A 26,509-nucleotide genomic window follows, 5' to 3' on the forward strand; every position below is an offset into this window, starting at 1 on the left:
TAGAGTAAAACCAAGTACAAGAATAAATTATTGATGTTTTTCAGTCTCTCGCTTAACCAACATAAAGGTTAAATACATCTTAGTCGGTAATGACAACGCCATGCCAAAGGCGACACACATAGCACTGAGAATAATCCCCTGCACGCCCATCGCTTCAACGGTGTCATTAAAATTATGCAGATAAATACCCAGCGCAATAAGACAAATACCCACACTAATGCAGATTTTCAGCGTTAAAATCAACTTTTCATTCGTCACTGTTCCGCCCTTACCCTTCGCCGCCATGTCACTTTGCTGCCGACCCGCTGCAAGTTTAGATACCTGCTCAAGGTTCGCGAAAGTCTAGCCGCCATTTGTATCAAGTTTAACTAATATAGTGAACGCATTTTCCACATAGGGCCTTGATTAAGATCAACCAAAGTGACTCAACTTAAGGTATACCCAACCCATAAGGCATAAGAAAAAAGCGTGCTTTTTGTCATTTACATTATATTTTTGTTAACTTAAGCACTTAAGAATATGGGAAATTAGCTATACTGCCCTGCAATAAAAGGATGTTCATCACGGAGTCATCAAGCATGTCTAATTTCAGTTTACGTAACAAATTACTGCTGTTATCGCTGTTCCCGTTAATCTTGACCCTGTGCATACTCATGACAGTTTCTTACTACGTCGAACAAAGCGCCCTTGCCGATGAAGTCACAACGTTTAGAACTAAGCTTATCGGTGAACGTAAAACCCAAATAAAAGAAGCCACCGAAATTGCCGCTGGCATAGTGCAATATCAGTTGTCTTTAAAAGAAAATGGCAATGTGAACCAAGCGCTTCGTGATATCCGTTTTGGCAGTTCAGGCTACTTCTTTATCTACGACTCCCAAGGCAAAAACCTATTCCATGCCGTCATGCCCAACCTCGAAGGGCAAAATAAAATTGATATGACAGATCCCCGCGGCACAAAAATCATTGTTGGTTTACTCGATGCAGCTAAAAAGGGCGACGGTAACTTCTCGTTCTATTTCCAAAAACCCAATACAAATGAGCAAATTGAGAAAATCGGTTACTCCATGATGATCCCTGGCACAGATTGGATGCTAGGCACGGGCGCTTATATCGATGATATCGACGCTGTCGTTGAGGACTATCGTGCAACGGTCACTGAGCAAATGATCGATAAGTCCTATGCCATTCTGTTAATTGCACTGTTACTCGCTGCGATTACAGCCGTCGTTATTCTCGCCACCGCCCAACGCATGGTGGCACCGATTAAAAATATGGCGGACAACTTAAACGATATCGCCAAAGGCGAAGGCGATTTAACTAAACGCCTCACAGTGAAAGGTGAAGATGAAATTGCACAACTAGGTCGATCCTTTAACCTGTTTGTCGATAAACTCCAAACCATCATAGGCGATGTGGCAAACGCGACCGCTAAAGTTAAAGGCGCCGCCAACGCGATTCACGATCAAACCAAAGTGATGTCGAGCCAACTCATTAGCCATAACAATGAAACCGATCAAGTGGTTACCGCTATTACTGAAATGTCAGCCACCGCCAGCGAAGTAGCGCAAAATACCACGCAAGTGGCCGAAGCGACCCATGCCGCAACAGGCGATGTGGCCAATGCCCAGCGTTGCGTCGATGCTTCTTTAGAAGAAATATCCGCGCTCATGGCGCAAATCAACAATGCGGCTGGCAATATTCAATCCTTGAGCGAACAGTCGAAGAAAATCAATAACGTGCTATCTGTTATTGGCGGCATCGCCGAGCAAACTAACCTATTAGCATTAAATGCCGCCATCGAAGCCGCTCGCGCCGGAGAACAGGGCCGAGGCTTTGCCGTGGTGGCCGATGAAGTGCGCAACTTAGCGAGCCGAACGCAATCAAGCACGCTAGAAATCAACGAGATGCTATCAGAACTGCACAAGCTTGTGGCGCTAGCGGTGAAAACGATGGAAGAAAGTCAGCAAAGCTGCGTACGCTCGGTAGACTCTTCTCGCGCAATCTCCGAAAGCCTTGGCTCTGTGACATCGGCGGTCACGGCAATCAACGACATGAGCACCCAAATTGCAACGGCGGCTACGGAACAAAGCTCTGTGACCGAAGAAATCAACCGCAACGTGTTCGCCATCCAAGAGATTGTGAATGAGTTACTTCATTCCAGTGAAGATGCTGCCAGAGTTAGCCAAACCGTATCGCAAGAAGGGATTAACCTCGGTAAACTCGTCGGCCAGTTTAAGATTTAAGCTTATTTTCAATGGGTTGCAAGTTAAATAAGACATAGCAACCCATTAGTTTGCTGAAAATGTAAGATAAGGTCTCAGCCTTGCTGAGGCCGATGGCTGTGGATTGTGGATTGTGGATTGTGGATTGTGGATTGTGGATTGTGGATTGTGGATTGTGGATTAAGAGTTGGAGGCGCTGCTTTTAATTTAAAAAAGTAAAACTTAAATCCCGTTACCTACGTATATAACCCAAATACTCAACTTAGTAGAAGTGGCCATGTTTTCAATCTTTAAGAAAAATCCCTTAAAAAAGTTAACTCAGCAATACAATGCAAAGCTTGAAGAAGCGATGCTTGCACAGAGAAAAGGCGATATTCGATCCTACTCAATGCTGACCGCTGAAGCCGAGCAAATCGAAAATCAAATAAAAGTGTTAGAAAAAGCAACCCAGCAATAGAGGCGCATAGCGAGAACGCGAAGCAAGCAAACTACCAAGAGTCGGCTTGAAAACGTGCCAATCTGGCCTCTGTGATAGTGCATTGGGTCAGTTGCATCAACTCAACTAAAGTGATCGCGGGATTGTCTGTGATAAGCCGAATCAACTTAGCGTCTAAGGGCTCTAGCTTGTCCGTATGTTGCAGCAAGGCTGACTCCAACTTTTTGATAAGATAGCCAAACTGGCCATCTTTAGCGATTAACTGCTGCGCCAGCAATGGCTCACTTTGTAAATGCGCACTGCAGGATTGGATCTTAATCGCCGCGCCAACTATGCACCAATTCCTTGAACGCCTCACACGCTTAAGCTCGCAATCATATAGGGTTGCAATCGCTTGAGCTTGTTTAACCGCCTCCCGCCCAATTCGATGGATCAGCGAGGGCAGCGAGATACTAATGTCGTCGTTCATACCGCTTGGTTCTTCTGTAGTGGTCAAGTAAAATTGGCCACGGTTTTAGAGTCATTCCAATATAAACGTTCTGACTCATTTGGCGTTAACCCACCATTATATTGATGGGGTCTGGTCTCACTGTAATATCCAGTGATGTAATTTGTGATCTCTTTATCTGCTTCTGTAAAATTCCCATAACCACTGGCGGGTATCCACTCAGATTTCAAACTTCTAAAGAAACGCTCCATTGGGGCGTTATCCCAACAATTCCCGCGGCGACTCATACTTTGCTCAATTTGAAGACGCCATATTAATTGTCTGAATTTCAAGCTTGTGTAATGCGAACCTTGATCGCTGTGATATATCACATTCTCAGGCTTACCCCTTAACTCAAATGCCATTTTCAAAGCTTTACAGGTCAGCGCACTATCTGGTGATAATGACAAGGCCCATCCAACAGGTTTGCGGGAAAATAAGTCAAGAACAACGGCTAGATAGGCCCAGCGATTACCGACCCAAACATACGTCACGTCGCCACACCACACTTGATCTGGTTGAGTTACTGCAAACTGTCGATTAAGCGTATTGGGGATTGCAACATGCTCTTGTGTCGCTTTCCGATAAGAATGCTTAGGCTGCTGACAGCTTAATAACCTAAGCTTTTTCATTAGATTACGGGCTCGATAACGACTGAGACCAATCCCTTTGTTAGTCACTAATTGCGCTATCGTTCGCGCACCGGCAGAGCCATGACTAATACGATGTGCGGCCTTCACTTCACTGCATAAAATAGTAAAGTCTGCATCAATATGTTCTTTTCTTTTTAGCCAATACTTATAGCTACTTCGATGCACTTTGAATGCATTACAAATTGTGAGAATAGAGTGGCTCTGCTTGAGTGCGCTGATTAGCGTAAATTGTTCATCGAGTCTGACATCAAGAGAGCGGTAGCCTTTTTTAGGATGAGATTGTGCTCCTCAAGACGAGCTATTTGCTTCTTCAGCTCACGGATTTCAATTTGTTCAGGGGTAATCGGAGATGCTTTTGGTGTGCCACCCTGGCGTTCTAGTTTTAACTGTCTCACCCATTTATCCATAGTGGACTTACCTACGTTCATCGCCTTTGCAGCTTCGATGATGCTATGGTTTTTATCGAGGACTAATTGGGCTGCTTCAAGTTTGAATTCAGCACTAAATGTTTTTCTGGTTGTCGATCTCATGTGTTCACCTAAAGTCATCTACGAGGTAATAATATCACCTCTATTTAGGTGGCCAAAATTAGTGTGCCACTACAATCGCCGCTCTATTATGCCTGCATGGATAAAGGTAAATGCCTGCTCAACTTTAGATTCAAATACAAAATTCAATGCGCGGCAGTGTACTCTGCCTCACTTTATTCTAAAAGCTCTGCCCTCTGCCGGATAAGATTTACTGTGATGACGCTTTAACTCATTAACCCACATATTTTGAGTGAGTTTCGCACCAAGTTTGTAGCTTATGTTGTAAATCACGCAGCTTCTTTGGGTAATGGCTCTGCTTGGCATAAACCATATACAACTCATGTGGATAGCATTGCCATTGGGGAACGAGCAAAGTGAGTTTATGCTGAGCGATATCCTCCTCTACCAAATAATAAGGCAGGCTAGCGATACCTGTACCACTCAAAGTAAGCAAATGTGTAGTGGCATAGTTTGAACTACACAGTGTAGGCTCAAAAGTGAGCGTGAGACTGTCCCCAGCGAGCGGTTCAAACACCCACTGAGTTTCACCCGAAGACAATAGACGATAATGGCGTAAATCATCAGGGTGACGCACCTCTGCGGCGGCGGGATGCGCGGGCGCAACCACTAAGACATGGCGAATTCTGCCAAGATATCTGGCGACCAGATTATCGCTGTGCGCAATGCTTGTTCTTAAGGCGAGATCAAACTTGCCGAACTCAACATCTTGAATATTCTGCTCAAAACACAGTTCGAGTTTCACTTGAGGATACGCAGCAATAAACTGGAGCAGCATAGGACTCAGCAATTTTTTGCCCAGTTCCGTTGGAGCGGTGAATTTTAAAGTGCCGCAGGAGTCCTGCGTTAAATCCTGCACTAAACGCCCAGCTTCATTGGCCAGCCTCTCGATTTCGCAGGCTTTACCAAATAACGCTTGCCCTGCTTCGGTCATTGATACTCGCCGAGTAGTTCGGTGGAGTAATTGACAACCCATTTCATCTTCAAGGGATTTAACATGGCGCGATACTAAACCTTTAGAAGCCCCGAGTTGTTCAGACGCAGCGCTAAAACTGTGCATTTTGGCAACCAGCATAAATGACTGCAGATGGGTGAGATTCATCAATTAAATCCATTAACGAAACAATGTGGTGATTATATGCGCTTTTTCTATTTAATTAACCAGACTATCCTCAATTCGCATTCAATTTAGGAGCATGTCATGAAAATAGTCGTAGTGGGTGCATCAGGCACAATCGGACAAGCGATAGTCCGCTTATTTCATTCAACTCAGCATGAAGTGATTCAGGTAGGGCGAACAACGGGGGATGTCCTGATAGACATTCGGGATGAACATTCACTCCATCAAGGGTTAGAAAAAATCGGTAAAGTCGATGCAATGATTTCAGCCATGGGTGATGTCGTGTTTAAACCCTTCAACGCTATGACCCAAGCAGACTGGTACACAGGGTTCCAAAGTAAGTTATTGGGGCAGATACAGTTAGTGCAAATAGGTAGCCAATACCTCAACGCTGGGGGGAGTTTTACACTGACCAGTGGCATTATCGTCGATGTCCCAGTAAAAGATGGCGTTAGCGCCGCCACCATAAACGGCGCACTTGAGCATTTTGTTACCGCCGTCGCGGGCGAATTACCTGCGCAGCAGCGAATAAACATTGTCAGCCCAACGGTATTAAGCGAGTCGTTAGCGAGCTATCAGGACTATTTTCCCGGTTTTAGTGCAATTAATGCCGACACATTAGCCAAGGTTTATTTGCGCTCAGTCATGGGCAGAGAAAACGGCCGAGTGCTGAAAGCCTTTTCCTGCTGCGGTGCAGTCTTGCCCTAACAGCAGTGTCCTAACTGCAATGCCCTAACAGCTGTGCCCTAACAGGACAACCTAACCTTGTAACGCAAGGCGCGTAATCAGTCACAGTTAAAGTCTTGAGCGTTGCGCTGGGATTGCCTACAATAGCGCACGCTTTTTCACTATAGACAACGACAGATCACGACCATGACCGACACAACATCATTACCTGCTTTACCGGATCGCCTTTCCGTTAACCCACGCAGCCCACACCATGTGGCAGAAATTTTCGAGCACGATATCGGTATTAAGCTCAACGGCAAAGAGCGTTTTGATGTCGAAGAATATTGCATCAGTGAAGGTTGGGTAAAAGTACCAAGCAAATCCTTAGACCGTCGCGGCCAACCTCTTTTGCTCACAGTAAAAGGCACAGTTGAAGCCTTTTATCGTTAAGCCTTAGCGCAAAGAGCGGGATCATAAAATGAGTAAAGGCTAGCCGTGGGAACCCTAGCTAGCCTTAAATAGCAAACACCACCCCCATTATGTTATTGTTTTAGAACTAGTTTATCCGCAAGATAGTCAGCTAATTCAGCAAGAGGGATGTGAGTCATAACACCATCTTTGCGGCACTTAACTGACACACACTTCTCGGCTTCTTCCTTATCCCCAACCGTTAAGATGTAAGGCACTTTTTGCTTGTGAAAGCGTTTCATTTTGCGGGCAACTGAGTTTTGACTGATATCAACCAACACTCGCATGTCTCGTGCTAAACATAATGTGGCTAGCTGGCGGACAAATTGACTGTTTGACTCATTCACTGAGGCAATAGCAACAGGCACGGGATGCAACCAATCCGGCAGGTTACCCTGTGAGACTTCCAAGAGAATCCCTAGCCAACGCTCGATAGATCCATACATAGCTTGGTGCATAATCACTGGCCGTTCGCATTCCCCTTGTTCATTGATGTAGTGAACATCGAATCTTTCAGACAAATTAAAATCAAACTGGATAGTGCCACACTGCCAGCGTCTTCCCATAGAATCTGTCAGTGACAGTTCAATTTTAGGACCATAGAAAGCCCCTTCACCCGCTTGATACTCGGCATCAAAGCCCTCAATCTGACAGGCTGAATCCAATAGCTTTTGTGCTCGGCACCATTGCTCATCGCTGCCTAATGCCTTCTCAGGTTTAGTCGATATTTTTACGTCTAAATTATGGTAGCCGTAATCAGCATAAACCTGCTTTGCACGCTGGAGAAAACCACGTATCTCCTCCTCTGCCTGAGACCAACAGCAAAAAACATGGGCATCATCCTGAGTGAACTGGCGTGCGCGCAGGCAACCATTTAACGAGCCAGAGGATTCATTACGGTGCACCAAGCCAAACTCAAATAGCCGCAGAGGCAAATCTCTATGGCTATGTACTCCGCGCTTAAACAGCAAAATATGGGCAGGACAAGACATAGGTTTTAACACATATTCATCGATGTTTTCCTTCCCACCACCGAAAAACATGTTATCTGCAAACATGTCCATATGCCCAGACGTTTGCCATAACTCCTTCTTCATAAAAACAGGCGTGTTCACCTCCTCAAAACCATTTCGGCGATACACGCGCCTTATGTGCTCTTGAATATCTCGGAATAATGCCCAGCCATTCGGGTGCCAAAAAATCATACCTGGCGCCTGTGGTTCAGAGTGAAACAGGTCAAGTTGTTCTGCAATTTCGCGATGTGTTTTCATCATTCTCTCCCGAGCTAAATCTGAGTAAAACTTGAGTTAAATCTGAGCGAAATACAAAACCAAGGTATAAAAAAACCCTCTGGCGATGTCGCTCAGAGGGTTTTTTTAAAGACGCAAAAAACTACCCCCCGAGAATTCTCGTGGTGGTAGTGGTGGTGTTAATTGCGCTTACGTATATTTTGTTCATGCGCCAGTAATAACAAATCATCCATATTGCGGCAAGCATTTTGTTTAGAAATTCCACAATATCGAGTTAGCTTCTAGTCACTTGCCTGTTGCCAATAAAACACAGGGCATCGCACATGAGTATTGACAAGTTGGTTCATGCATAAGAGTCAGAACAGGCATAACTCTTCACTCAATGGTTACACCAAAACAGGCATTGTTGTACCAGTGGCCTTCTAAACTGAGAGCTATCTTACCAAGCACCAACAGGCCACTTTTAGTGCAGATAGACTCAAGGGCTAGCTAAATTAAGCACTTGCATGTAAGTGACCGTTGGCGGCATGGCCGCTCATTCACATCCATATGATCGCGGCATTCGCATATCCATATGCAGCAGATGCCGCCGTCGAGCCCTCAGGGATGCTTCTTGTGAAATAAAGGGGGTGGCGTGTCACAGGAATGCCAGTCCTTAATCATTGGGACTAGGTCATAGAACTTTTAAGACATAAAAAAAGCGACCTTTCGGTCGCTTTTTAATGCTTCAAATTCGCTGAAGCCAACTACACCATAATTGCGTTGCTGGCGAAGCTAATGCAAGGCGGATTGAAAGCTTTCGCGCGGAGTTGACTCCTATCAATACGGTTTAAGGAGTAGCTGAGTCTCAAACAAATCAATCAAAAATTTTCTCTCCAATCACCCTGCTTACCTAGAGACATTCATTTCTTAATATCGAATCTCCACTTAACAGACAGAAAGGAAATCCTATGTCTAATCAAAAAACACCTATGACCAAAGACGATGCAGCACGTATCCAAAGTGCTAATGCCAAAAAACAAGGGGGCCAAATTCCTAAAGATCATTTTGTTGGACGTGCTCAACGTGCAGCAGAGAAAAATGGTCAGTAAGCAGGATTAACAAACCTCAGGGGAGAGCGCACTCTCCCCTTTAAAAGGAAAGCTACATGAAGCGCATTAGCAACGATAAAGATATTCAAAATTACATTACGTGGGTCATAAAAAAACATCATTGGGTATTTTCTAAAGGCAAAAAACATAGTCGCTTATTTTCAAAATCAGGTAAACGCATTACAGTACCCGTAACTCCAAGTGATTGCCGTGCATATAAAAACCTTAGAAAGGACATCGAAAGGATTATCAAAAATGAAACTTGTTGAAAATTCTCGCTCTACTCCGTATCCAACAGCGCAGGCACTACTGAGAGAATTAGCTAACGCTTTTGACACGAAGTCTTATCTATCACCCCAATATGCTCGAAAACTAGATGATAGCTGTAAGAAAGTAGATATCCATATTGGTGAGTTTGAAGATCTTAAAGAACTTACTGTCACTTCTCCCATACGCTTAATTTTTGGCGATGAGATTTGGGCAAGAGTATCAATATTCTTAGAAAGCCTATTTAAACGATATTTTCAATGGATTGATCAACATCCACTAGATGGTCTGTCAGTTGACCAAGCTAATTGTATCTTTGAAAAAACTAATTTTTTCAACACTTTAATTTTATTTAGCTTCTGGGAAAAAGATAATTATCACCAACCTATATGCTTACCTGATAACGTAGATTTGGTTTTATATGATCAAGACGCTGCAAACCGATTGCTGTCACTAATGACAACCAAAGAAGCGAGGGATCGCGCGTCACTTTGGCTTAAAGGAAAAGAGTTTCCATCTTTAAAATACATAAAAACATTAGAGCAATACTCATCAGGAGCAGATCTTACACAGGATGAGTGGCAGGCAATAAAGTGGGGCATCATCTGCTCAAGATTCAATGCTCACTTCACCCCAAAATCAAATCGTGAAATGATGAGTTTTGGCGAGATAAGCAATATTTTCAAAATGGAACACAGTAAAAATGCGCATAATTTCCTATGTGTAAAACGTCATATTGAACAAATTTGTGAAGTGTTTAAAAACACAATGAAATTTATAAAAACTGATAATGATAAATTGCAGATGTCCCACCTTCTTGGCTGCCTGAAGGAGAAGCTATCCAAATTCGATAACTGTCTCGCGCTTGATTACACATTCCACCAATTTAATGCTCACCATTTAACGCTTGATGGGCAACTGGAAGCAGCGAATAACGAATACAAATTAGCATTCGAAAAATTACTCTACAGGGGACATTCTAAATATCAAATCCAGATCGTTATCAAAGAAGCATTATTAGTTGCGGCATATCAAAAAAGACCCGATAAGATATTTATAAACAAGCTAAAATCGACAGCAATTTTATTTGGTTTAGATGATCTTCCTGCAAAAACAGAGGTTGAAGGGAAAAATAAAATCGAGCTTTTTTCTGGTAACGAAATCGAAGATTTAAGGTATAAATTCACACAACAGTTTACTCATGAACTAGCTTATCCAGGAGTAACATATCCTGATTATCCTTTTCTGGTTGGTATGATTTTCGAAGTGGAAGATACGTTAATAAACCAACTAACCAAGAAACAGATAACCATTGGCATGGAGGGTGAGATCCAAAGGAAAACAACACCACTAATTTACGCTTGCATGAAGAACAAAGTCGAAGATGTAGTCCAACTCCTTGACGAAGGTGCTAGTGTTAACGTTTTATCTGAAGTAAATGACTCACCACTACTGATGTCTTTAGCACAGATGGATTTTACTGACCCTACATCTTCAATGGACAACCGCATTTTCGAGCTAATCTCCAAGAAGTCTCATTCAGAACAGATCATTAATGCTGTCACCATAAGAAAAATTAATTTCCCCCTTTTTGCCGCTGTTGCAACAGGAAATCCAAATATTGTAAAAAAAATTCTGTCGATGAATGACAAAATTAATATTGATTTGCGTGGTGGCCTAGATTGGATTACGCCCCTCTACTATGTCCTTGGTCTAATTAACCAAGTTAAAAATAGACATGCGGGCGTAGAATACTTTAATAGACATATAACCGAGGAAAACATACATCGTTTACAACCAATGTATGCAGGCTTTGAAAATAGAAAAGAAATAGTCCGCCAAGAGAGTCTTTCGAGCAGAGAGAATAAAATATTCAAAATCGTGTATGAAATCATGATGGAGAGATATCCTACAACCCCCTCAAAACTCAGACAGATCGCTAGGATATTGATCAAAAATGGAGCTAACGTTAATAAAGCACATTCAATAAACGGAATGAATTATACCCCATTAATGCTTGCAGCAGAAAACGACGAAGTTAACCTGTTTAAACTGATGATTGAGCACGGTGGAGATTGGAGGAAAGTTTACGTCCTTCCACTAGGCATTGACTCTAAGAAAAAAGCAATCAACTGTCTTGATATCGCGGAATACTTTAAAGCTAAAAATGTTATCGAGTATATAAAAGATACATTGCAACACCCTAATAATCTGTTTATCTAATACGTGAGCATGAGAAAGCCTGCGGCAGGCAATAAAAAAGCGACCTTTCGGTCGCTTTTTTATGCTTCAAATTCACTGAAACCGAAGAATAATAATGGCGTTACTGCCGACGATAAGGCAAGGAGGCCGATGCTTTTCGCCACGGAGTTGACTGGTGTCAATGAGTAGCGAAAAGTGTTGGCTGACGCCGAATTATCTAGGCCAAGTAGCCATTATTAATTACTCGTAGTCTGATAATGGCGCACAACTACACATCAAGTTACGGTCGCCGTATACGTCATCAATACGGTTTACAGTTGGCCAGAACTTGTTAGTGCGTACAGCTGCACTTGGGAACACGGCCACTTCGCGGCTATATGGACGCGTATCGAACTCTGGGTCCATGATATCGGCCATAGTGTGCGGTGCGTTGTGCAGCGGGTTGTTATCCACTGGCCATTCACCTGATTCTACTTTGGCAATTTCGGCGCGGATTGACACCATAGCGTCGATGAAACGATCGAGTTCCACCTTAGACTCAGATTCCGTCGGCTCAATCATCAGGGTTCCCGCAACAGGGAAGCTCATGGTTGGCGCGTGGAAACCGTAGTCATTCAAACGCTTAGCGATATCCATTTCGGTCACGCCTGAGGCTTCTTTCAGTGGGCGTAGATCGATAATACATTCGTGCGCCACGCGATCGTTACGGCCACGGAACAATACTGGGTAGTGTTCAGACAGCTTCTTCATCACGTAGTTAGCGTTTAACAGCGCAGTTTGGGTCGACTTTTTCAGGCCTTGTGAACCTAACAGCTTAATGTACATCCAACTGATGGGCAGAATGCCTGCACTGCCGTAAGGTGCAGCTGATACTGCACCATTGTGATCACTTTCACGGCCCGGTTTAACCACAACGTGGCCCGCAACAAATGGAGCTAAGTGCGATTTCACGCCGATTGGGCCCATACCTGGGCCACCGCCGCCGTGTGGAATAGCGAAGGTTTTATGCAAGTTAAGGTGTGATACGTCGGCACCAATAAAGCCAGGAGACGTTAAGCCGACCTGCGCGTTCATATTGGCGCCGTCTAAGTACACTTGACCGCCGTGCTGATGCACTATGTCGCAGATTTCGCGGATAGATTCTTCATACACACCGTGGGTCGATGGGTAAGTGATCATGATGCAAGACAGGTTTCCAGCCACTTCGGCGGCTTTGGTCTTCAAATCGTCTAAATCGACGTTACCTTGCTTGTCACAGGCAGTAACTATCACTTGCATACCGGCTAATTGCGCCGATGCAGGGTTAGTACCGTGGGCAGATTGCGGGATCAAACAGATGTTTCTGTGCGCATCGCCACGTGACTCATGGTATTTCTTGATGGCTAACAGGCCAGCGTATTCACCTTGAGCGCCTGAGTTTGGCTGGATGCACACAGCGTCGTAGCCTGTGATGTTCACTAACCAAGTCGACAGCTCTTCAATCAACTGGGTGTAGCCTTTGGCTTGATCCAGTGGGCTGAATGGGTGCATGTTGGCAAATTCAGGCCAGCTCACAGGGAGCATTTCAACCGCTGCGTTTAACTTCATGGTGCATGAACCCAATGAAATCATTGAGTAGTTAAGTGCTAAGTCTTTGCTTTCGAGACGTTTGATATAACGCATCATCTCGGTTTCGCTTTGATAGCGATTGAAGGTTGGGTGGCTTAAAATCGCATCTTGGCGCACGAGTGCAGCAGGAATCGATTGGCTACCTTGGCTCACGATTTGCGCGTCTAATGCGGCAACATCTAAACCATGGCCAGCGCCTAAGATCACATCAAACAGCGCGTCGATATCTGTGCGCAATGTGGTTTCGTCTAAGCTCACGCCCACAGTGCCGTCGGCATCGAAACGTAGGTTCATTTCAGCAGCCAGTGCGCGTGCATTAACAGCAGCAACATCTAAGCCTTTGATGCTGATAGTATCAAACCAAGTGCTGTTGACTAAGCTCACGCCCTTCGCTTGTAAACCAGCCGCTAAAATATCGGCAAAACGGTTAATGCGTGATGCGATAGTTTTCAGGCCATCTGGGCCGTGGAATACGGCGTAGAAAGATGCCATGTTCGCTAACAAAATTTGTGCAGTACAAATGTTTGAGTTGGCTTTTTCGCGGCGGATATGTTGCTCGCGAGTTTGCATCGCCATACGCAGTGCGCGGTTACCACGGGCGTCTTTTGACACACCAATGATACGGCCAGGCATAGAACGTTTGTGTTCGTCACGGGCAACGAAGAAGGCCGCGTGTGGACCACCAAAGCCCATTGGTACGCCGAAACGCTGCGCACTACCAAATACCACATCGGCGCCCATAGAGCCCGGTGATTTCAGTAATACCAAGGACATAATGTCGGCGGCCACAGTCACAATCACATTCTTCGCACGCAGAGTTGCGAATAATTCAGTGAAGTCAGTGATTTGACCGAAACGGTTGGTATATTGGAACAAAGCACCAAACAGCTCGTAGTTAACGGCTTCGCTTGCAGGGCCAACTACCACTTCAAAACCAAAACACTCAGCGCGGGTTTTCACTACGTCTAAGGTTTGCGGGAACACATCATCGGCAACGAAGAAGATATTGGCTTTTTTCGCTTTAGAAACACGCTTTGCCAGCGCCATCGCTTCGGCAGCAGCGGTTGCTTCATCTAGTAAAGAAGCAGAAGCCAAATCTAAACCCGTTAAGTCCATCGACACTTGTTGGAAGTTTAGAATGGCTTCTAAACGGCCTTGGGCGATTTCTGGCTGATATGGCGTGTAAGCCGTGTACCAACCTGGGTTTTCAAATACGTTACGCAGGATCACGTTTGGCACTTGAGTGCCGTAGTAACCCATACCTATGTAGCTCTTAAATACTTGGTTTTGGTCCGCTAAACCACGAATGTAGGCAATGCCTTCGGCTTCGCCGCAGGAATCACCAATGCTCAGGTCTTGGCTTAAACGGATCGACTCAGGCACGATTTGCGCGGTCAGATCTTCCAGTGACTCAGCACCAACAAAATTCAGCATAGCTTGCTGTTGGTTGCTATCTGGGCCGATATGACGACGTAAGAATAAATCGTGCTGTTCTAACTGAGTAAGGGTTTGCTTGGTCATGATAAACCTTGTTCCAGATTTGCCGAAATTCAGAACTGTAGGGTACTGATTAACGGACTGTTGTTATGTCAATCTTGCGCTAAAACAAACGAAGCCCCTCAGGGCTTCGTTAGCGTCGACGATTAATCTTCGTCGATTACAGCTTGGTAGCCTTCGGCATCCAGCAGGGCGTCGACTTCTGATTCGTCAGAAGGCATTACGCGGAAGAACCAGCCTTCGCCGTAAGCGCTGCTGTTAACGAGTTCTGGAGAATCTTCCAGCGCTTCGTTCACGGCAATCACTTCGCCAGAAATAGGGGCATAAATATCAGACGCCGCTTTTACTGATTCAGCTACAGCACAGTCTTCACCCGCAGTTACAGTGTCGCCAACTTCTGGGAGTTCAACGAAAACCATGTCACCCAACAGCTCTTGGGCGTGCTCAGTGATACCTACTGTGTAGCTGCCGTCTTCTTCCTTGCGGATCCATTCGTGTGAAGAGGCGTATTTCAGTTCTGTCGGAATATTGCTCATTGTTCTTGTTCCTTGTTCCGTTTTTTTAAAATGCTTGTTTACCGTTGCGCACAAAGTTTGGCGCTACTACTCTAACAGCCACACGTTTTTTACGCATTTCGACTTCCGCCGTATCCCCAATCGAGTTAGGAACACGCGCCATCGCAATAGAATAGCCCAATGTTGGCGAGAAAGTACCGCTGGTAATCACGCCTTGGTGCTCAACACCGGCTGAGTCGGTGAAAAATACTGGCATATCATGGCGTAACACGCCCTTTTCTTCCATCACTAGACCAACAAGTTTGTCGGTTCCGGCATCGCGAAGTGTTTCGAGGGCTTTACGGCCGATAAAGTCACGGTCGCTTGGTTCCCATGCGATGGTCCAGCCCATGTTGGCGGCCAATGGGTTGATGGTTTCGTCCATGTCTAAGCCGTAAAGATTCATACCGGCTTCGAGACGCAGTGTGTCACGGGCACCGAGACCACAAGGTTTAACACCTTGAGCTAACAATGCTTGCCACATGGCCTCTGCTTCGTCTTCTGGGACGATAATTTCGTAGCCCGCTTCGCCTGTGTAACCCGTAGTCGCAATAAACAGAGAACCGGCTTGCTTACCGAAGAAAGGTTTCATGCCTTCGATGGCGGTGTTTTGCTCGGCACTGAACACGGCTGCGGCTTTCGCTTTAGCATTAGGACCTTGAACGGCAATCATCGCCAGCTCAGGACGTTCAGTCACAGTGACATCAAAACCTTGGGATTGCTTGGCGATCCAAGCGAGATCTTTTTCGCGGGTCGCTGAGTTCACTACCACGCGGTAGTTAGTGTCAGTGAGGTAGTAAGTGATGAGGTCGTCGATGACGCCAGCATTTTCGTCTAACATGCCGCCGTATAAGGCTTTACCTGGAACTTTAAGCTTAGCCACATCGTTTGCCAGCAACTTACGCAGAAATGCACAAGCGTCGTTACCAATCACATCAACCACAGTCATGTGGGAAACGTCGAACATACCCGCGTCTTGACGCACGGCATTGTGTTCTTCGATTTGTGAACCATAGTTGAGAGGCATGTCCCAACCGTGGAAGTCGACCATCTTAGCGTTTGATTCTAAGTGCTTGTTAAACAGAATAGTTTTGTTAGCCATTGTTATCCCTTTTTTGCGGCCTTTTTCAGGTCTCTGCCTAGTGTAGGGTAATATCAATCCGGTTAAATATCTGGCTATTGCAGCGATTTGCCAATGTTTACCATTGGCCGCCCTTCGGGAGCAACTCACACATTTCACTTCTGCGTTGCATTGGCTTGAAAGGAATTGACCCTTTCTGCATCAATGCGTCTTGAATTGAAACGCCTGATTGGCTCTGAACTAATCAGATATTTATCGTGATTGTTATAAATACTAGGGTCTAAAATGCGGCGAAATTATACCTTGCGTCACAAATTTGTATACAGGAGATTTTTCTAATCCGAAGTCAGTGCCATTAGATTTTCTCATCTTTAACATGTAATTTTTTTACATGCGAAGACCAGATTTGCGCAGCTTGTAGTCAATGTGCTGATATTAGCGGCAATTCTGATCACATTAGCGCAACCGAGGCTAACGACATAACTTAGGCAGCGCCGACTTATTGCCCATGGCCTGTTGTATGAACACTGTTTTCAGCCCAGCGACATTATCAACCAGATTTAAGCCCAGATCGCGGATCGCTTTTTTCAGCGGATTCGTCCCTTCGAATAAGCGCTTAAAGCCTTCCATCGCCGCGATCATCTCCATCGCATCGGCTTTACGCCAACGTTCCAGCGCGCGCAGCTGGGCATAATCGCCGATATCTTTACCCGCTTGCTGTAATTCGCTGATGACTTCGATGATGCTGGCCGCATCTAAAAAGCCGAGGTTAACCCCTTGGCCAGCCAGCGGATGGATAGTATGGGCGGCATCGCCTGCCAACACTAAACGGTGGCGGGCAAAATGGCGGGCGTAGCGCATCCGTAATGGGAAAGCTTGGCGCTCGCTTTCCAACTGGCAAATCCCCAAACGACCGTCGAAAGCCGCGGTTAAATTGCGCTCGAATTGCACTTTGTCCATCGCCAATAATTCATTGGCGCGCTCGGGCGGCACCGACCAGACGATGGAGCAGAGATTGTCTTCATACAGGGGTAAAAATGCTAACGGGCCGTCCTTTAAAAACACTTGGCGGGCGGTGGCAAGGTGCGGCATTTCGGTGCGGATCGTCGCGACGATTGCGTGGTGGCCGTAATCCCAAAATGTCAGTGGGATCTTGCATTGCTCACGCACCCAAGAGTTGGCGCCATCGGCGGCGATCACCAAGGCAGCACTCACACTTTCTATTTCAGAATCGGCGCCATTGGCGAGGGTTAACCAAGCTTCGCGCTCACCAAAGGCAATGCGTTCTAAGCGTTGATTTTCGATATGGGTGATATTGTCAAACTCACCGACGCGTTTCGCCAGCGCAAAGCTAATGGCATCGTTTTCGATAATCGCGCCGAGACTGGTTTCGCTGATGCTGTTGGCGTCAAAGGCAATTTTGCCGAAACCGTCTTTATCCCACACCGCCATTTTTTGATAAGGCGTGGCGCGGGAAGTGTCTAAATAAGTCCATGCACCTAAGGTTTCTAACAAGCGCTGACTCGCCTTATTGATGGCGCTCACCCGTAAACGCGGCTCGCCGACAACGGCATCCGTGTGACCCGCATCGATAACGACGACATTAAGATTGGCCTGCGCCAATCCAATCGCGGTGGCGAGTCCCACCATGCCGCCACCCACAATGGCGATGTCATAGGCTTGTGAACTTAACATGGGTACATCCTTTTCGCGTTGCGATACCAGTAATGAAAAGCGAGTTATTTCCAGCCCATCGCCTTTTGAGCAACGGGGGTTTTAAGTGGCGGAAACCAAGATAATAAGCGCAAGCCTAAGTTACGACCCAGCGCCATCGGCCAGTATTGGTTTGAAAAGCCACGGACTAAAAATTCGATATTGCGGATAGTGCTGTTTCTGTCGTGCTCGCGGGCATTGAGATAAGCATGGGTCACGGCGGCGGAGCCGATATCATCACCCTGCACTAGCGCCTTTTTGAGCACCTCAAGTAAGCTCACCACATCCCTCAGACCTAAGTTAAATCCTTGCCCCGCAATTGGATGCAGCGTCTGCGCCGCATTGCCGATAAATACACATCTGTGATGGATTGGCCTTGGCATATACGACAAATTAAGCGGATACGCATGGCGCGCGCTGACATCGATAAACGTGCCCGCACGATAACCAAAGGCCTGCTGCAGCGCCGCTAAAAATTCCGCTTTCGGCGCGGTTTGCATCTGTTTAGCCCGCGCATCATCGAGCGCCCACACAAGTGATAAGCGAGGTTGACCTTGGCTATCAGCCATAGGCAACAACGCTAAGGGACCTGTTTGGGTAAAGCGCTCATAGGCCAAATGTTGATGCGGCTTGTCGGTTTGAATATTGGCAATAATCGCGGTTTGCTCGAAGGCCACTTGGGTCACGGGCAAAGCAAAACTGCTGCGCACTTTGGATTGCAGACCATCGGCGGCGACCACGAGTTTGGCTTGAAGGCGCTCGCCCGTGTCGAGCACTAAGGTGTGGCCTTCAACGGCGGGTTCCACTTGGGCAAGCTTGGCGGGGCAATAGAGTTTTACCTCGCTCTTATTCAACTCGTTAAACAACACTTGGCCGACACGCTCAAGCTCGACCACTTGGCCTAAGGCCTCTAAATGAAACTGCGCGGCATTGAGTTCTGTCATGCCAAAGTGGCCGCGATCCGATACATGGATATTTTCAATCGCCGTGCCTAAATGGGCGAGCTTTGGCCAGAGGCCTAAACGGGATAATTCGAAAATAGAACCATGAGCGATAGCGATGGAGCGAGCATCGAATCCGGGGTGTTGTTTATCGGGAAGGTGCGCCTCGATTAAGGCGATAGAAAGCGGCCTAGCTGCGGATAAAGAAAAACGCGTGAGAGCCAACGCGAGCGTCGCCCCCGCCATCGCACCGCCTACAATCGCGATGTCGACGTGTTGAACTGAAGTATCCATGTGATTTGTGGCCGTCATGGGGATCTCATTCAAGCTTTGGCATTTCACTAATGCCATTAAACATCAGTGCTATGCACTCAAAAACACCAGTGCTATGGATTCAAAGGCAGGTTTGCCCGCCTTTGATATCAAATGAAGCCACTACTGCGTTAATTTATTAAGCATTAAATCTAAGCGCTAAACAATCGCGGTAAATTAATGCACCACCGCAGTATCGTCAGTCTCGCCAAGCGGGATCTCAGGACCAAACTCCGAATAACACATAATGGCGGCAATGCGCACAAACTCGAGTAGTTCAGTGTAAGCAGCTTCAGATTCTTCATCGTCGGCAACATCAAATTCCACTTGGGCAATTTCTGCCAAATCTTTGATCACTTCACGCACTTCTGCCGAGGCTTGATTCAGTTTCGGCTGAATAATTGCCATGCCAGTCAAAAAGCTTTGGGTCCAAAGGGACAAGGCTTCAACTCGTTGGCTGAGCGGCTCTTCTTCTTCGGGCAACAGCGGCATGAAACCAAATTCAAAATCCACTAAACGCGCGACAGAATCATTAAACAAATCACACACTAATTGGTGCAACTGCGCTGGCAAAGGTTGACCATCGTTCATCAAGTCAAATAAAGGCTTGATCCAAGTGTCGCCAGTTTGCGCTACACCACCGCAAATTAAACCGACTAAAGCACCGTGAACTTCTACCGGATGTTGGCCGATTTCAGCCGCATCTAAGGCGAGTTTTAAGCTGTCGATACGTAACGAAGGAGGGGTTGCCATGTCAGATCCCAATAAGATTTTTCCAGCAGCAATGCTAGCAGAGATAAAGACTTGAACCAATACTGAATCCCAATAATGGCGAAATCGGCCACACCCTGATAAAAAATTATCCAACTGCTCACACAAACAGCAAACAAAACCGCCAAAGACCAATCCATTTGCGGCTTACCTTGCACTTTTAATATCAGCCCTATATAGTCCGCCCTAAGAGGCTAACGAAAGGATCACCCGCGACATGAGTAACAGTGCTGTTGAAATTACCCTACTTGGGCGCACCTACTCTATCGCTTGCCCGAAAGGTCAAGAGGATGCCTTACGTACGGTAGCGTTGGGAGTTGAACAACAACTCACAGCGTTAAAAACCCGAACCAATAGCCTAAGCCGCGAAGAAATTGCCATTATGGCGGCGCTGAATATTGGACACGAGTTGTTCCAAGAAAAGCAAAAAAATAAGCATTATATGCAACAGATGGACGACAGGATCAGCTTGCTGCAGTCTACCCTCGAAAATGCCTTAGTTGAGCGTTCAACTAAATAGATTTAAACTGTGCGCCTTGGTGATTTAACACCATTTGAGTTAAACCGACTGACGCACAGTGAATGGCTAAACTGGATTATCTACATAAACCAATGCTTTAGCGATTCAATACCGTTTTGCTCCCTGGGATGCATGCCAACTGGTAATGTCCCTGTGCCGATAATTTTTATCTCAGGGTGAATGCTTTACTGACATTGTGCATGCTCGGCTTGTACCGAGAAGCCTTAGGAGGTAATCATTTACCCGCCTTGAACCTACGGTTCAAGGGCTACACCGGTAGCGGCATTCTGGGGAGCATCTTAATTTATGTCTACATCCTCCAAACTTTCTCATTTGAATACCCAAAGCGACACGGCGCACCTTGCCGTAGAGGTTGCTACTGTTGGTGAAATGACTGATGTCGCAAGCCATGCGGCAGTTATCGCCATTCATACGCAAGAAAACCGCAATCAGTTACGCAAAAGCATTCGCACCGCCCGCAAATCTCTTTCAGAAACCGAGCAAATCCAAGCAAGCTTAAGCGCCAGTCAACGAATGCTCGATGCATTGCAGGCCCAAAATGCGCAACATGTGGCGCTGTATCTCACCCACGATGGCGAACTCGCCACGCCGCCGCTGATCGCTGCGCTGTGGCAATTGGGCATTCACACCTATCTGCCAAGGTTGCATCCCTTCAATGCTGGGCAACTGTTATTCCTGCATTACAGTGCTGACACACCTATGCAAGCGAATCAATTCGGTATCTTAGAACCTAAGTTAGATGTGCGTGCCATTATCCCAGTAACTGAGCTAGATGTGGTTATCACGCCCTTGGTGGCGTTTGATTTAATGGGGAATCGCATGGGCATGGGCGGCGGTTATTACGATAGGACGCTGGCAAACTGGCAGCTTAAAGGTAAACCTTTGCCTATGGGTTACGCCCACGACTGCCAGCAAGTGGTGAGTTTACCCTGCGAGCATTGGGATGTGCCTTTGCCATTCATCATCACCCCAAGTCGCGTACTGACGTTTTAAGCCATTAGCTGTTGCTCGAAAAATCAAATAACTATTTTAACTGGCGACCGCCGTCGACATTATGGCAACGACCTGTGACGTAGCGGCTATTAAGCAGGTAGTCCACGAGTTCGATAATCTCCTCATTCCCCGCCTCTTTCGGCAACAGCGCTTTGGCTAAGGTTTTTTGCTGATAGGCGGCGTCATCACCCGTATTAAATAGGATCATCGCCGGCGCAATCGAATTCACTTTCACCTCGGGCGCAAATTTAGCGGCAAAGGATAGCGTCATATTGTGCAGCGCGGCTTTACTGGCGGCATAGGCTATGTGCTTCTGACTGCCCTTCTCTGCCACGTAATCGGTAATATGAATCACATCACTGCCGCCGATTTCATCGCCAGCACCAGCTCGTAGCTGCGCCTCTAAGGCTAAGTTCAACTGATAGGGCACGCTCACATGCACTTGCATCATCCGCTGCAGCACTTGGCTCGGTGTAAAAGTGGTACTCTTTAAAGGCTCATTCTTTGTAAGAACAGGATCAGGTAGCCAGTCCGAAGCATTGTGAATAATGGCGCGAATTTGAGGCAGTTGAGTTAACTCATCAATTAAGGCTTGCACTTGGGCATCGTCATAAAAATCGCAGGGATACAGAGTCGCGCCTAAAGCGTTCAGCTCATCGATGCTATCGTAATGGCTGCGATAAGTACCAATCACCTGCTGACCTTGGGCGAGAAAATGTTTGGCTAAGGCGTAACCTATGCGTTTACCCACGCCTGTGATTATGATGGGAGATGTCATACCTATCCTTTTGAGTCGGTTATTTGTCAGGCTTTACCTTGTTCACTTAAAAATCAGCAATCAAGTTAAACTGATGAATAACCAAGATGTTACTGCACTCATTTGAATTTAACCTAACAAAAAGCCAAATGAGGCGCGGATTCAATTTAAAATCAGCGTTGATCTAAAATCAGCTGCGATCTAAAACCCTTTATTCTGCGTATAGGCTATAAGAAACCAAGCTTAAGTGCACAAGCCAAGAGCTTAGACCAAGTATTGTGATCAAGTCATCAGAGGTGGACCCGATGGAACTGCGGATTTTTTATGATGGTAACTGCCCATTATGTAGCGCCGAAATGCGTCAACTGAAAGCGCGCGATCCCAACAACTTGATTGCGCTTGAGGATTTAAATGCATCCGACTTTAGCGAGCGTTTCAGCCATATCGATAGAGACTACGCCAATACTATTCTTCACGGTGAAACCGCAACGGGCGAAGTGTTACTCGGGTTAGATGTCACGTGTAAAGCGTGGGCACTGACAGGGACGCGCGCTTGGATCCAACTGTTACGCCTGCCCGTGATTAAAACTGTCGCCGATTGGACTTACCTGCGCTTTGCTAAACACAGATACCGCATCTCCTATTTACTGACGGGCAAAGCCCGCTGCGACGATAACTGCCAAATTCCCACCAAACGCCGCTGAATGAGCTTTAGAAAGTGTAAAACGCAGGCATAAAAAAACGGAGCTCAATGGCTCCGTTTTTTAATTCGTCATAATCTAAAAAGATTATCCGAAAGATTATTTAACGAAATCAACGCCTAGTTTGATATCGCCTTTCAGCGTATCTAACATAGAATCACGAGCGTTAGCTTCGAATGCACTCACTTCACCGTAAGGCAGTACTTTTTCAATACCGTTTTTGCCTAACAGCACAGGTTGTGCGAAGAACTCTGCGTGCTCGCTGCCGCCGTCAACATAGGCGCATTCAACGATGTTAGCTTCGCCTTGCAGACCACGAACCAAAGACAGACCGAAACGGCAAGCCGCTTGACCCATAGACAGAGTCGCGCTTCCGCCACCGGCTTTAGCTTCAACCACTTCTGTACCCGCGTTTTGGATGCGAGTAGTCAGACTTGCCACTTCTTCGTCAGTGAAAGTCACGCCTTCAACTTGAGACAGTAATGGCAGAATGGTCACGCCGCTATGGCCGCCGATCACATTGACTTTAACGTCAGCAACATTCAGGCCTTTTAATTCGGCGATGAAAGTTTCAGAGCGGATCACGTCTAATGTCGTGATACCGAACAGACGGTTCTTATCGTAAACACCCGCTTTCTTCATCACTTCTGCAGCGATAGCGACAGTAGTGTTGACTGGGTTAGTGATAATGCCAACCAAAGCCGTAGGGCAAGTTGCCGCTACTTTTTCGATCAGGTTGCGAACGATACCAGCATTGATATTGAACAGATCTGAACGATCCATACCAGGCTTACGCGCAACACCAGCAGAAATTAGAACAACGTCAGCACCCACTAGGGCAGGCGTTGGATCTTCACCAGCAAAACCTTTGATTTCAACAGCAGTAGGGATGTGGCTCAAGTCAACCGCAACACCCGGAGTAACCGGTGCGATATCATATAGAGACAAATGTGAACCCGCAGGCAGTTGAGTTTTTAACAGTAGGGCAAGAGCCTGGCCGATACCACCAGCAGCACCAAGTACAGCAACTTTCATAGTTATCTCCGTTATTTCTCGGATATGTGTGACATGGATCTAATTTACGTTGGCGTCACATTACTGGAATGTCACAACAATTTCAATTATCCCTTAGTCGTGGGACAAAAGAATTCCGGAATAAGTTAGAAGCAATGTAGAACAATTACTCAAATTGGTATTTTTAAGCCCCCAGCAAACGCTTAACCACAGGGGATTAGTGAATTTTTATTCAACCAATCTGGTTATTTGTTGACAATTTTTCTAAAAATATTCAAAATGGGCCTGTTTTTTTGAATAACGAATAATAATATTATGCAAACGACCAAGAATCAGGATGACCTTGTTAGAATTTTTAAGTCGATTTTAAAAGAAGAGCGCTTTGGCTCTCAAAGTGAAATCGTCACCGCCTTGCAAGCTGAAGGCTTTGGTAATATTAACCAATCAAAAGTATCACGCATGCTCAGCAAGTTCGGCGCAGTGCGGACTCGCAACGCTAAGCAAGAGATGGTGTATTGCTTGCCGGCCGAATTAGGCGTACCCACCGCGGGTAGCCCGCTGAAGAATTTGGTACTCGACGTCGATCATAACCAAGCAATGATTGTCGTGCGAACTAGTCCTGGTGCCGCGCAGCTGATTGCCCGTTTATTGGATTCTATCGGTAAACCAGAAGGCATTTTGGGCACAATTGCTGGTGATGACACTATCTTTATTTGTCCATCGAGCATCCAAGATATCGCCGATACCTTAGAAACCATCAAATCTTTATTCAATTACGCAGAATAAAAAAACAGGTCAGCTTGCTGACCTGTTCTATTTCATCTGTACGCATTTCTGTCCAATCTTGCGCTGATTATTTGGCCATTGTCCCGATTACGTTACACATTTAAGCCAATCTCTCGCTCACCGATGTTTATACGCTAAGGTCAGTAAGCCACACTGATGCGCTGATTTACGTGAGTGCCCTGTTCGGCTTCATCTAACATGGCTTTAGCGTAATCTGTAACAGAAATGCGGCTGCGACCATTGGCATCGGTAAAGAAGCTGTCGCCACCAAGGCGATATGGGCCTTCACTCTCACCAGGATAAATCTCAGCGGCTGGGCTCACAAAGGTCCAATTGATTGCAGTTTGCGCCGCACGGAATACCTGCAAAGCTTCACCCTGAGCTAACGCCTCATCTTTATATGCAGCGGGGAAATCTGGGCTAGAAACCAGAGTCACGCCCGGTGCCACTTCTAAGCTCCCTGCACCACCAACCCACAATAAACGTGGCACCTTAGAGTTAGGCAGCACATTCAGTAAATGCTGAACTGTACTCGCCACTAGGCCATGATTTTGTTGTGCGCGGCCACCAACAGAGGCAATGACAACATCTACGCCAGCAAAGGTTTGCGCAACTAATGGCTGCTCTAAATCCACAGCATGCACAGCCACATCAGTAGCGGATAACTTGCTCGGATCACGCACTAGCGCTGTTACTTGGTGCCCACGGCTCAATGCTTCTTTTAAAATCGAACCACCAATCCAACCTGTTGCACCTAAAATTGCGATTTTCATTTCGTTAACTCTCTCTGATGATTTACATTGAAGCCAGTTTACTTGCAGTGGTTCCCGTGATAAACATCAATAAATGAGCATGATTGTTTCAGTTTGAGGTACTAATATGGATAAAATTGCCGCAATACGCAGTTTCGTCGAAGTGGCAAACTGCGGCAGCTTTACCAAAGCTGCCGAGCATTTAGACCTCAGCCGCCTGCAGGTGTCCCGCCATATTCAAGAAGTGGAGCAGTGGTTGAGTTTACGCTTACTACACCGTACCACCCGCAGCGTCAGCCTGACTTTGCAAGGCGAAGAAGCGCTGCAATTTTGCCAGCGGATCTTAAGTGAAGTCGCCGCCATGGAAAGCCGCGCCCACAGCCATAACAGTGAACTGGTGGGCAGTATTCGTATCGCCACACCGATTGGCCTTGGGCAGCACAGCCTGTTTGATGTTGTCGATCGCTTTATTAAAATTCACCCTAAGGTCAGCATTCAGCTGGTGATGTCAGACAGTTTTGCCCAATTGGTGGATGAGCGAGTCGATGTAGCACTGCGCTATACCGAGCAGCCCGATGAGAATTTGATTGCCCGCCGCTTAATGACCATAGATGCCGTGATCTGCGCTGCGCCGAGCTACCTTGATAGCAACACACCACTTGTCGAGCCCATCGATCTGCTGGCTCACAACTGCCTGATACACTCGGCGCAACAAAATTGGCCTTTCCTGAAAGAGCTGCAAGCCGAGCATGTAAAAGTCACAGGCAATCTTAAAGCTAACGACATGGGCGTATTGGTGAGTGCGGCGCTGCGGGGACATGGCATAGTGCGCTTGCCCTGCGACTTAGCCAATCAATACCTTGCCAGCGGCCAGCTCAAAGAAGTGTTACCCGACTTTACGACGCCAGGCCAAACCCTGTGGGCTGTGTACTTGTCTCGCAGTTATCAGCAAAATCTGGTGCGCGCCTTTATCGATTTCACTGCCCAGCAATGGCAACTCGATATCAAAAAATGGCTCCCTGCGCATTAGCATAAAAAACGCACTTAGGCGTTAGCGTAAGTGCGTGTTAATTGA

The 26,509-nt window shown here is 46.4% G+C and carries 25 protein-coding genes, 1 other RNA gene and 1 pseudogene; 13 read left to right on the top strand and 14 right to left on the bottom strand.

Features of this window, described 5'->3' with window-relative positions; all coding sequences use genetic code 11:
• Positions 1-27 precede the first annotated feature (27 nt).
• Positions 28-258, bottom strand: a complete 231-nt coding sequence (locus OX890_RS19480; protein ID WP_006080209.1) for a hypothetical protein — start codon at positions 256-258, stop codon at positions 28-30.
• 320 nt (positions 259-578) lie between these two features.
• Here OX890_RS19480 and OX890_RS19485 point away from each other — a divergent pair, with 320 nt between their 5' ends.
• Entirely contained in the window at positions 579-2,243 is a 1,665-nt protein-coding gene (locus OX890_RS19485) for a methyl-accepting chemotaxis protein (protein ID WP_126492737.1), read from the top strand.
• 256 nt (positions 2,244-2,499) lie between these two features.
• Positions 2,500-2,679 carry a DUF6435 family protein gene (locus OX890_RS19490; RefSeq protein WP_126492738.1) on the top strand — a complete coding sequence of 60 codons (180 nt, stop codon included), beginning with the start codon at positions 2,500-2,502 and terminating at the stop codon, positions 2,677-2,679.
• Positions 2,680-2,710: 31 nt separating this feature from the next.
• Here the strand turns inward: OX890_RS19490 and OX890_RS19495 are convergent, their stop codons facing one another.
• The 3 genes from OX890_RS19495 to OX890_RS19505 all read right to left on the bottom strand — a co-directional run bounded on the left by OX890_RS19495 (position 2,711) and on the right by OX890_RS19505 (position 5,448).
• Positions 2,711-3,127 (bottom strand): ribosome recycling factor family protein, encoded by a 417-nt coding sequence (locus tag OX890_RS19495; protein WP_126492739.1) that lies wholly within the window; start codon positions 3,125-3,127, stop codon positions 2,711-2,713.
• A gap of 23 nt (positions 3,128-3,150) precedes the next feature.
• Positions 3,151-4,328 (bottom strand): IS3-like element ISSba5 family transposase gene (locus OX890_RS19500; RefSeq protein ID WP_268649739.1). Its coding sequence is split into 2 segments (ribosomal slippage): positions 3,151-4,070 and positions 4,070-4,328, totalling 1,179 coding nucleotides; the frame shifts between segments, so codons are not numbered across the junction.
• Between the two features lie 232 nt (positions 4,329-4,560).
• The gene (locus OX890_RS19505) at positions 4,561-5,448 is read right to left on the bottom strand and encodes a LysR family transcriptional regulator (RefSeq protein ID WP_126492740.1); all 888 of its coding nucleotides are present in this window, start codon (positions 5,446-5,448) and stop codon (positions 4,561-4,563) included.
• Positions 5,449-5,547: 99 nt separating this feature from the next.
• On the opposite strand from OX890_RS19505, the gene OX890_RS19510 reads away from it, so the two are divergent.
• Both OX890_RS19510 and OX890_RS19515 read left to right on the top strand, forming a co-directional pair.
• Complete coding sequence (locus OX890_RS19510) at positions 5,548-6,174, top strand: short chain dehydrogenase (RefSeq protein WP_126492741.1); 627 nt, start codon at positions 5,548-5,550, stop codon at positions 6,172-6,174.
• A gap of 165 nt (positions 6,175-6,339) precedes the next feature.
• On the top strand, positions 6,340-6,585 hold the full coding sequence (locus tag OX890_RS19515) for a DUF3297 family protein (RefSeq protein ID WP_006080205.1): 246 nt from the start codon (positions 6,340-6,342) through the stop codon (positions 6,583-6,585).
• A 92-nt stretch (positions 6,586-6,677) separates the two neighbouring features.
• Here OX890_RS19515 and thrS read toward each other — a convergent pair.
• Positions 6,678-7,895, bottom strand: a pseudogene (gene thrS / locus OX890_RS19520) (threonine--tRNA ligase); the annotation flags it as partial.
• Positions 7,896-8,803: 908 nt separating this feature from the next.
• On the opposite strand from thrS, the gene OX890_RS19525 reads away from it, so the two are divergent.
• The 3 genes from OX890_RS19525 to OX890_RS19535 are packed head-to-tail and all read left to right on the top strand — an operon-like array spanning position 8,804 to position 11,434.
• Positions 8,804-8,944 (top strand): hypothetical protein, encoded by a 141-nt coding sequence (locus tag OX890_RS19525; RefSeq protein ID WP_126492743.1) that lies wholly within the window; start codon positions 8,804-8,806, stop codon positions 8,942-8,944.
• A gap of 56 nt (positions 8,945-9,000) precedes the next feature.
• A complete protein-coding gene (locus OX890_RS19530) occupies positions 9,001-9,213 on the top strand; it encodes a hypothetical protein (protein ID WP_126492744.1) in 213 nt (70 codons plus the stop codon).
• Positions 9,200-11,434, top strand: coding sequence for a hypothetical protein (locus tag OX890_RS19535; RefSeq protein ID WP_268649772.1), 2,235 nt, complete (start codon positions 9,200-9,202; stop codon positions 11,432-11,434). Before OX890_RS19530 ends, OX890_RS19535 begins: the two co-directional genes overlap by 14 nt.
• Positions 11,435-11,653: 219 nt before the next feature.
• Here the strand turns inward: OX890_RS19535 and gcvP are convergent, their stop codons facing one another.
• The 6 genes from gcvP to OX890_RS19565 all read right to left on the bottom strand — a co-directional run bounded on the left by gcvP (position 11,654) and on the right by OX890_RS19565 (position 19,872).
• On the bottom strand, positions 11,654-14,542 hold the full coding sequence (gcvP, locus tag OX890_RS19540; RefSeq protein WP_268649773.1) for an aminomethyl-transferring glycine dehydrogenase: 2,889 nt from the start codon (positions 14,540-14,542) through the stop codon (positions 11,654-11,656).
• Positions 14,543-14,664: 122 nt separating this feature from the next.
• Positions 14,665-15,054, bottom strand: coding sequence for a glycine cleavage system protein GcvH (gene gcvH / locus OX890_RS19545; protein WP_006080188.1), 390 nt, complete (start codon positions 15,052-15,054; stop codon positions 14,665-14,667).
• A 25-nt stretch (positions 15,055-15,079) separates the two neighbouring features.
• Positions 15,080-16,174 (bottom strand): glycine cleavage system aminomethyltransferase GcvT, encoded by a 1,095-nt coding sequence (gene gcvT / locus OX890_RS19550; protein ID WP_126492747.1) that lies wholly within the window; start codon positions 16,172-16,174, stop codon positions 15,080-15,082.
• Positions 16,175-16,624: 450 nt separating this feature from the next.
• Entirely contained in the window at positions 16,625-17,848 is a 1,224-nt protein-coding gene (locus OX890_RS19555; protein ID WP_268649774.1) for an FAD-dependent monooxygenase, read from the bottom strand.
• A 44-nt stretch (positions 17,849-17,892) separates the two neighbouring features.
• Complete coding sequence (gene ubiH, locus OX890_RS19560) at positions 17,893-19,119, bottom strand: 2-octaprenyl-6-methoxyphenyl hydroxylase (RefSeq protein WP_268649775.1); 1,227 nt, start codon at positions 19,117-19,119, stop codon at positions 17,893-17,895.
• Between the two features lie 177 nt (positions 19,120-19,296).
• Positions 19,297-19,872, bottom strand: coding sequence for a UPF0149 family protein (locus OX890_RS19565; RefSeq protein ID WP_006080183.1), 576 nt, complete (start codon positions 19,870-19,872; stop codon positions 19,297-19,299).
• A gap of 235 nt (positions 19,873-20,107) precedes the next feature.
• On the opposite strand from OX890_RS19565, the gene OX890_RS19570 reads away from it, so the two are divergent.
• The 3 genes from OX890_RS19570 (at position 20,108) to OX890_RS19580 (ending at position 21,424) form a co-directional block, all read left to right on the top strand.
• The gene (locus tag OX890_RS19570; RefSeq protein ID WP_006080182.1) at positions 20,108-20,410 is read left to right on the top strand and encodes a cell division protein ZapA; all 303 of its coding nucleotides are present in this window, start codon (positions 20,108-20,110) and stop codon (positions 20,408-20,410) included.
• Between the two features lie 117 nt (positions 20,411-20,527).
• A non-coding RNA gene (ssrS, locus tag OX890_RS19575) (6S RNA) lies at positions 20,528-20,708 on the top strand.
• 8 nt (positions 20,709-20,716) lie between these two features.
• On the top strand, positions 20,717-21,424 hold the full coding sequence (locus tag OX890_RS19580) for a 5-formyltetrahydrofolate cyclo-ligase (protein ID WP_126492750.1): 708 nt from the start codon (positions 20,717-20,719) through the stop codon (positions 21,422-21,424).
• A gap of 31 nt (positions 21,425-21,455) precedes the next feature.
• Here the strand turns inward: OX890_RS19580 and folM are convergent, their stop codons facing one another.
• Complete coding sequence (gene folM / locus OX890_RS19585) at positions 21,456-22,202, bottom strand: dihydromonapterin reductase (protein ID WP_268649776.1); 747 nt, start codon at positions 22,200-22,202, stop codon at positions 21,456-21,458.
• A gap of 284 nt (positions 22,203-22,486) precedes the next feature.
• Here folM and OX890_RS19590 point away from each other — a divergent pair, with 284 nt between their 5' ends.
• The gene (locus tag OX890_RS19590; protein WP_107403709.1) at positions 22,487-22,885 is read left to right on the top strand and encodes a thiol-disulfide oxidoreductase DCC family protein; all 399 of its coding nucleotides are present in this window, start codon (positions 22,487-22,489) and stop codon (positions 22,883-22,885) included.
• Between the two features lie 96 nt (positions 22,886-22,981).
• Here the strand turns inward: OX890_RS19590 and mdh are convergent, their stop codons facing one another.
• Positions 22,982-23,917 (bottom strand): malate dehydrogenase, encoded by a 936-nt coding sequence (gene mdh, locus OX890_RS19595; RefSeq protein ID WP_011845758.1) that lies wholly within the window; start codon positions 23,915-23,917, stop codon positions 22,982-22,984.
• Between the two features lie 294 nt (positions 23,918-24,211).
• Between mdh and argR the strand changes: the two genes are divergently transcribed.
• Entirely contained in the window at positions 24,212-24,682 is a 471-nt protein-coding gene (gene argR, locus OX890_RS19600; RefSeq protein WP_006080175.1) for a transcriptional regulator ArgR, read from the top strand.
• A gap of 140 nt (positions 24,683-24,822) precedes the next feature.
• Here the strand turns inward: argR and OX890_RS19605 are convergent, their stop codons facing one another.
• Complete coding sequence (locus tag OX890_RS19605) at positions 24,823-25,455, bottom strand: NAD(P)-dependent oxidoreductase (protein WP_268649777.1); 633 nt, start codon at positions 25,453-25,455, stop codon at positions 24,823-24,825.
• Positions 25,456-25,561: 106 nt separating this feature from the next.
• On the opposite strand from OX890_RS19605, the gene OX890_RS19610 reads away from it, so the two are divergent.
• Complete coding sequence (locus OX890_RS19610; protein WP_006080171.1) at positions 25,562-26,464, top strand: LysR family transcriptional regulator; 903 nt, start codon at positions 25,562-25,564, stop codon at positions 26,462-26,464.
• The last annotated feature ends 45 nt before the right edge of the window (positions 26,465-26,509 follow it).

The organism is Shewanella sp. DAU305, from assembly GCF_026802235.1.
GTDB lineage: Bacteria > Pseudomonadota > Gammaproteobacteria > Enterobacterales > Shewanellaceae > Shewanella > Shewanella baltica.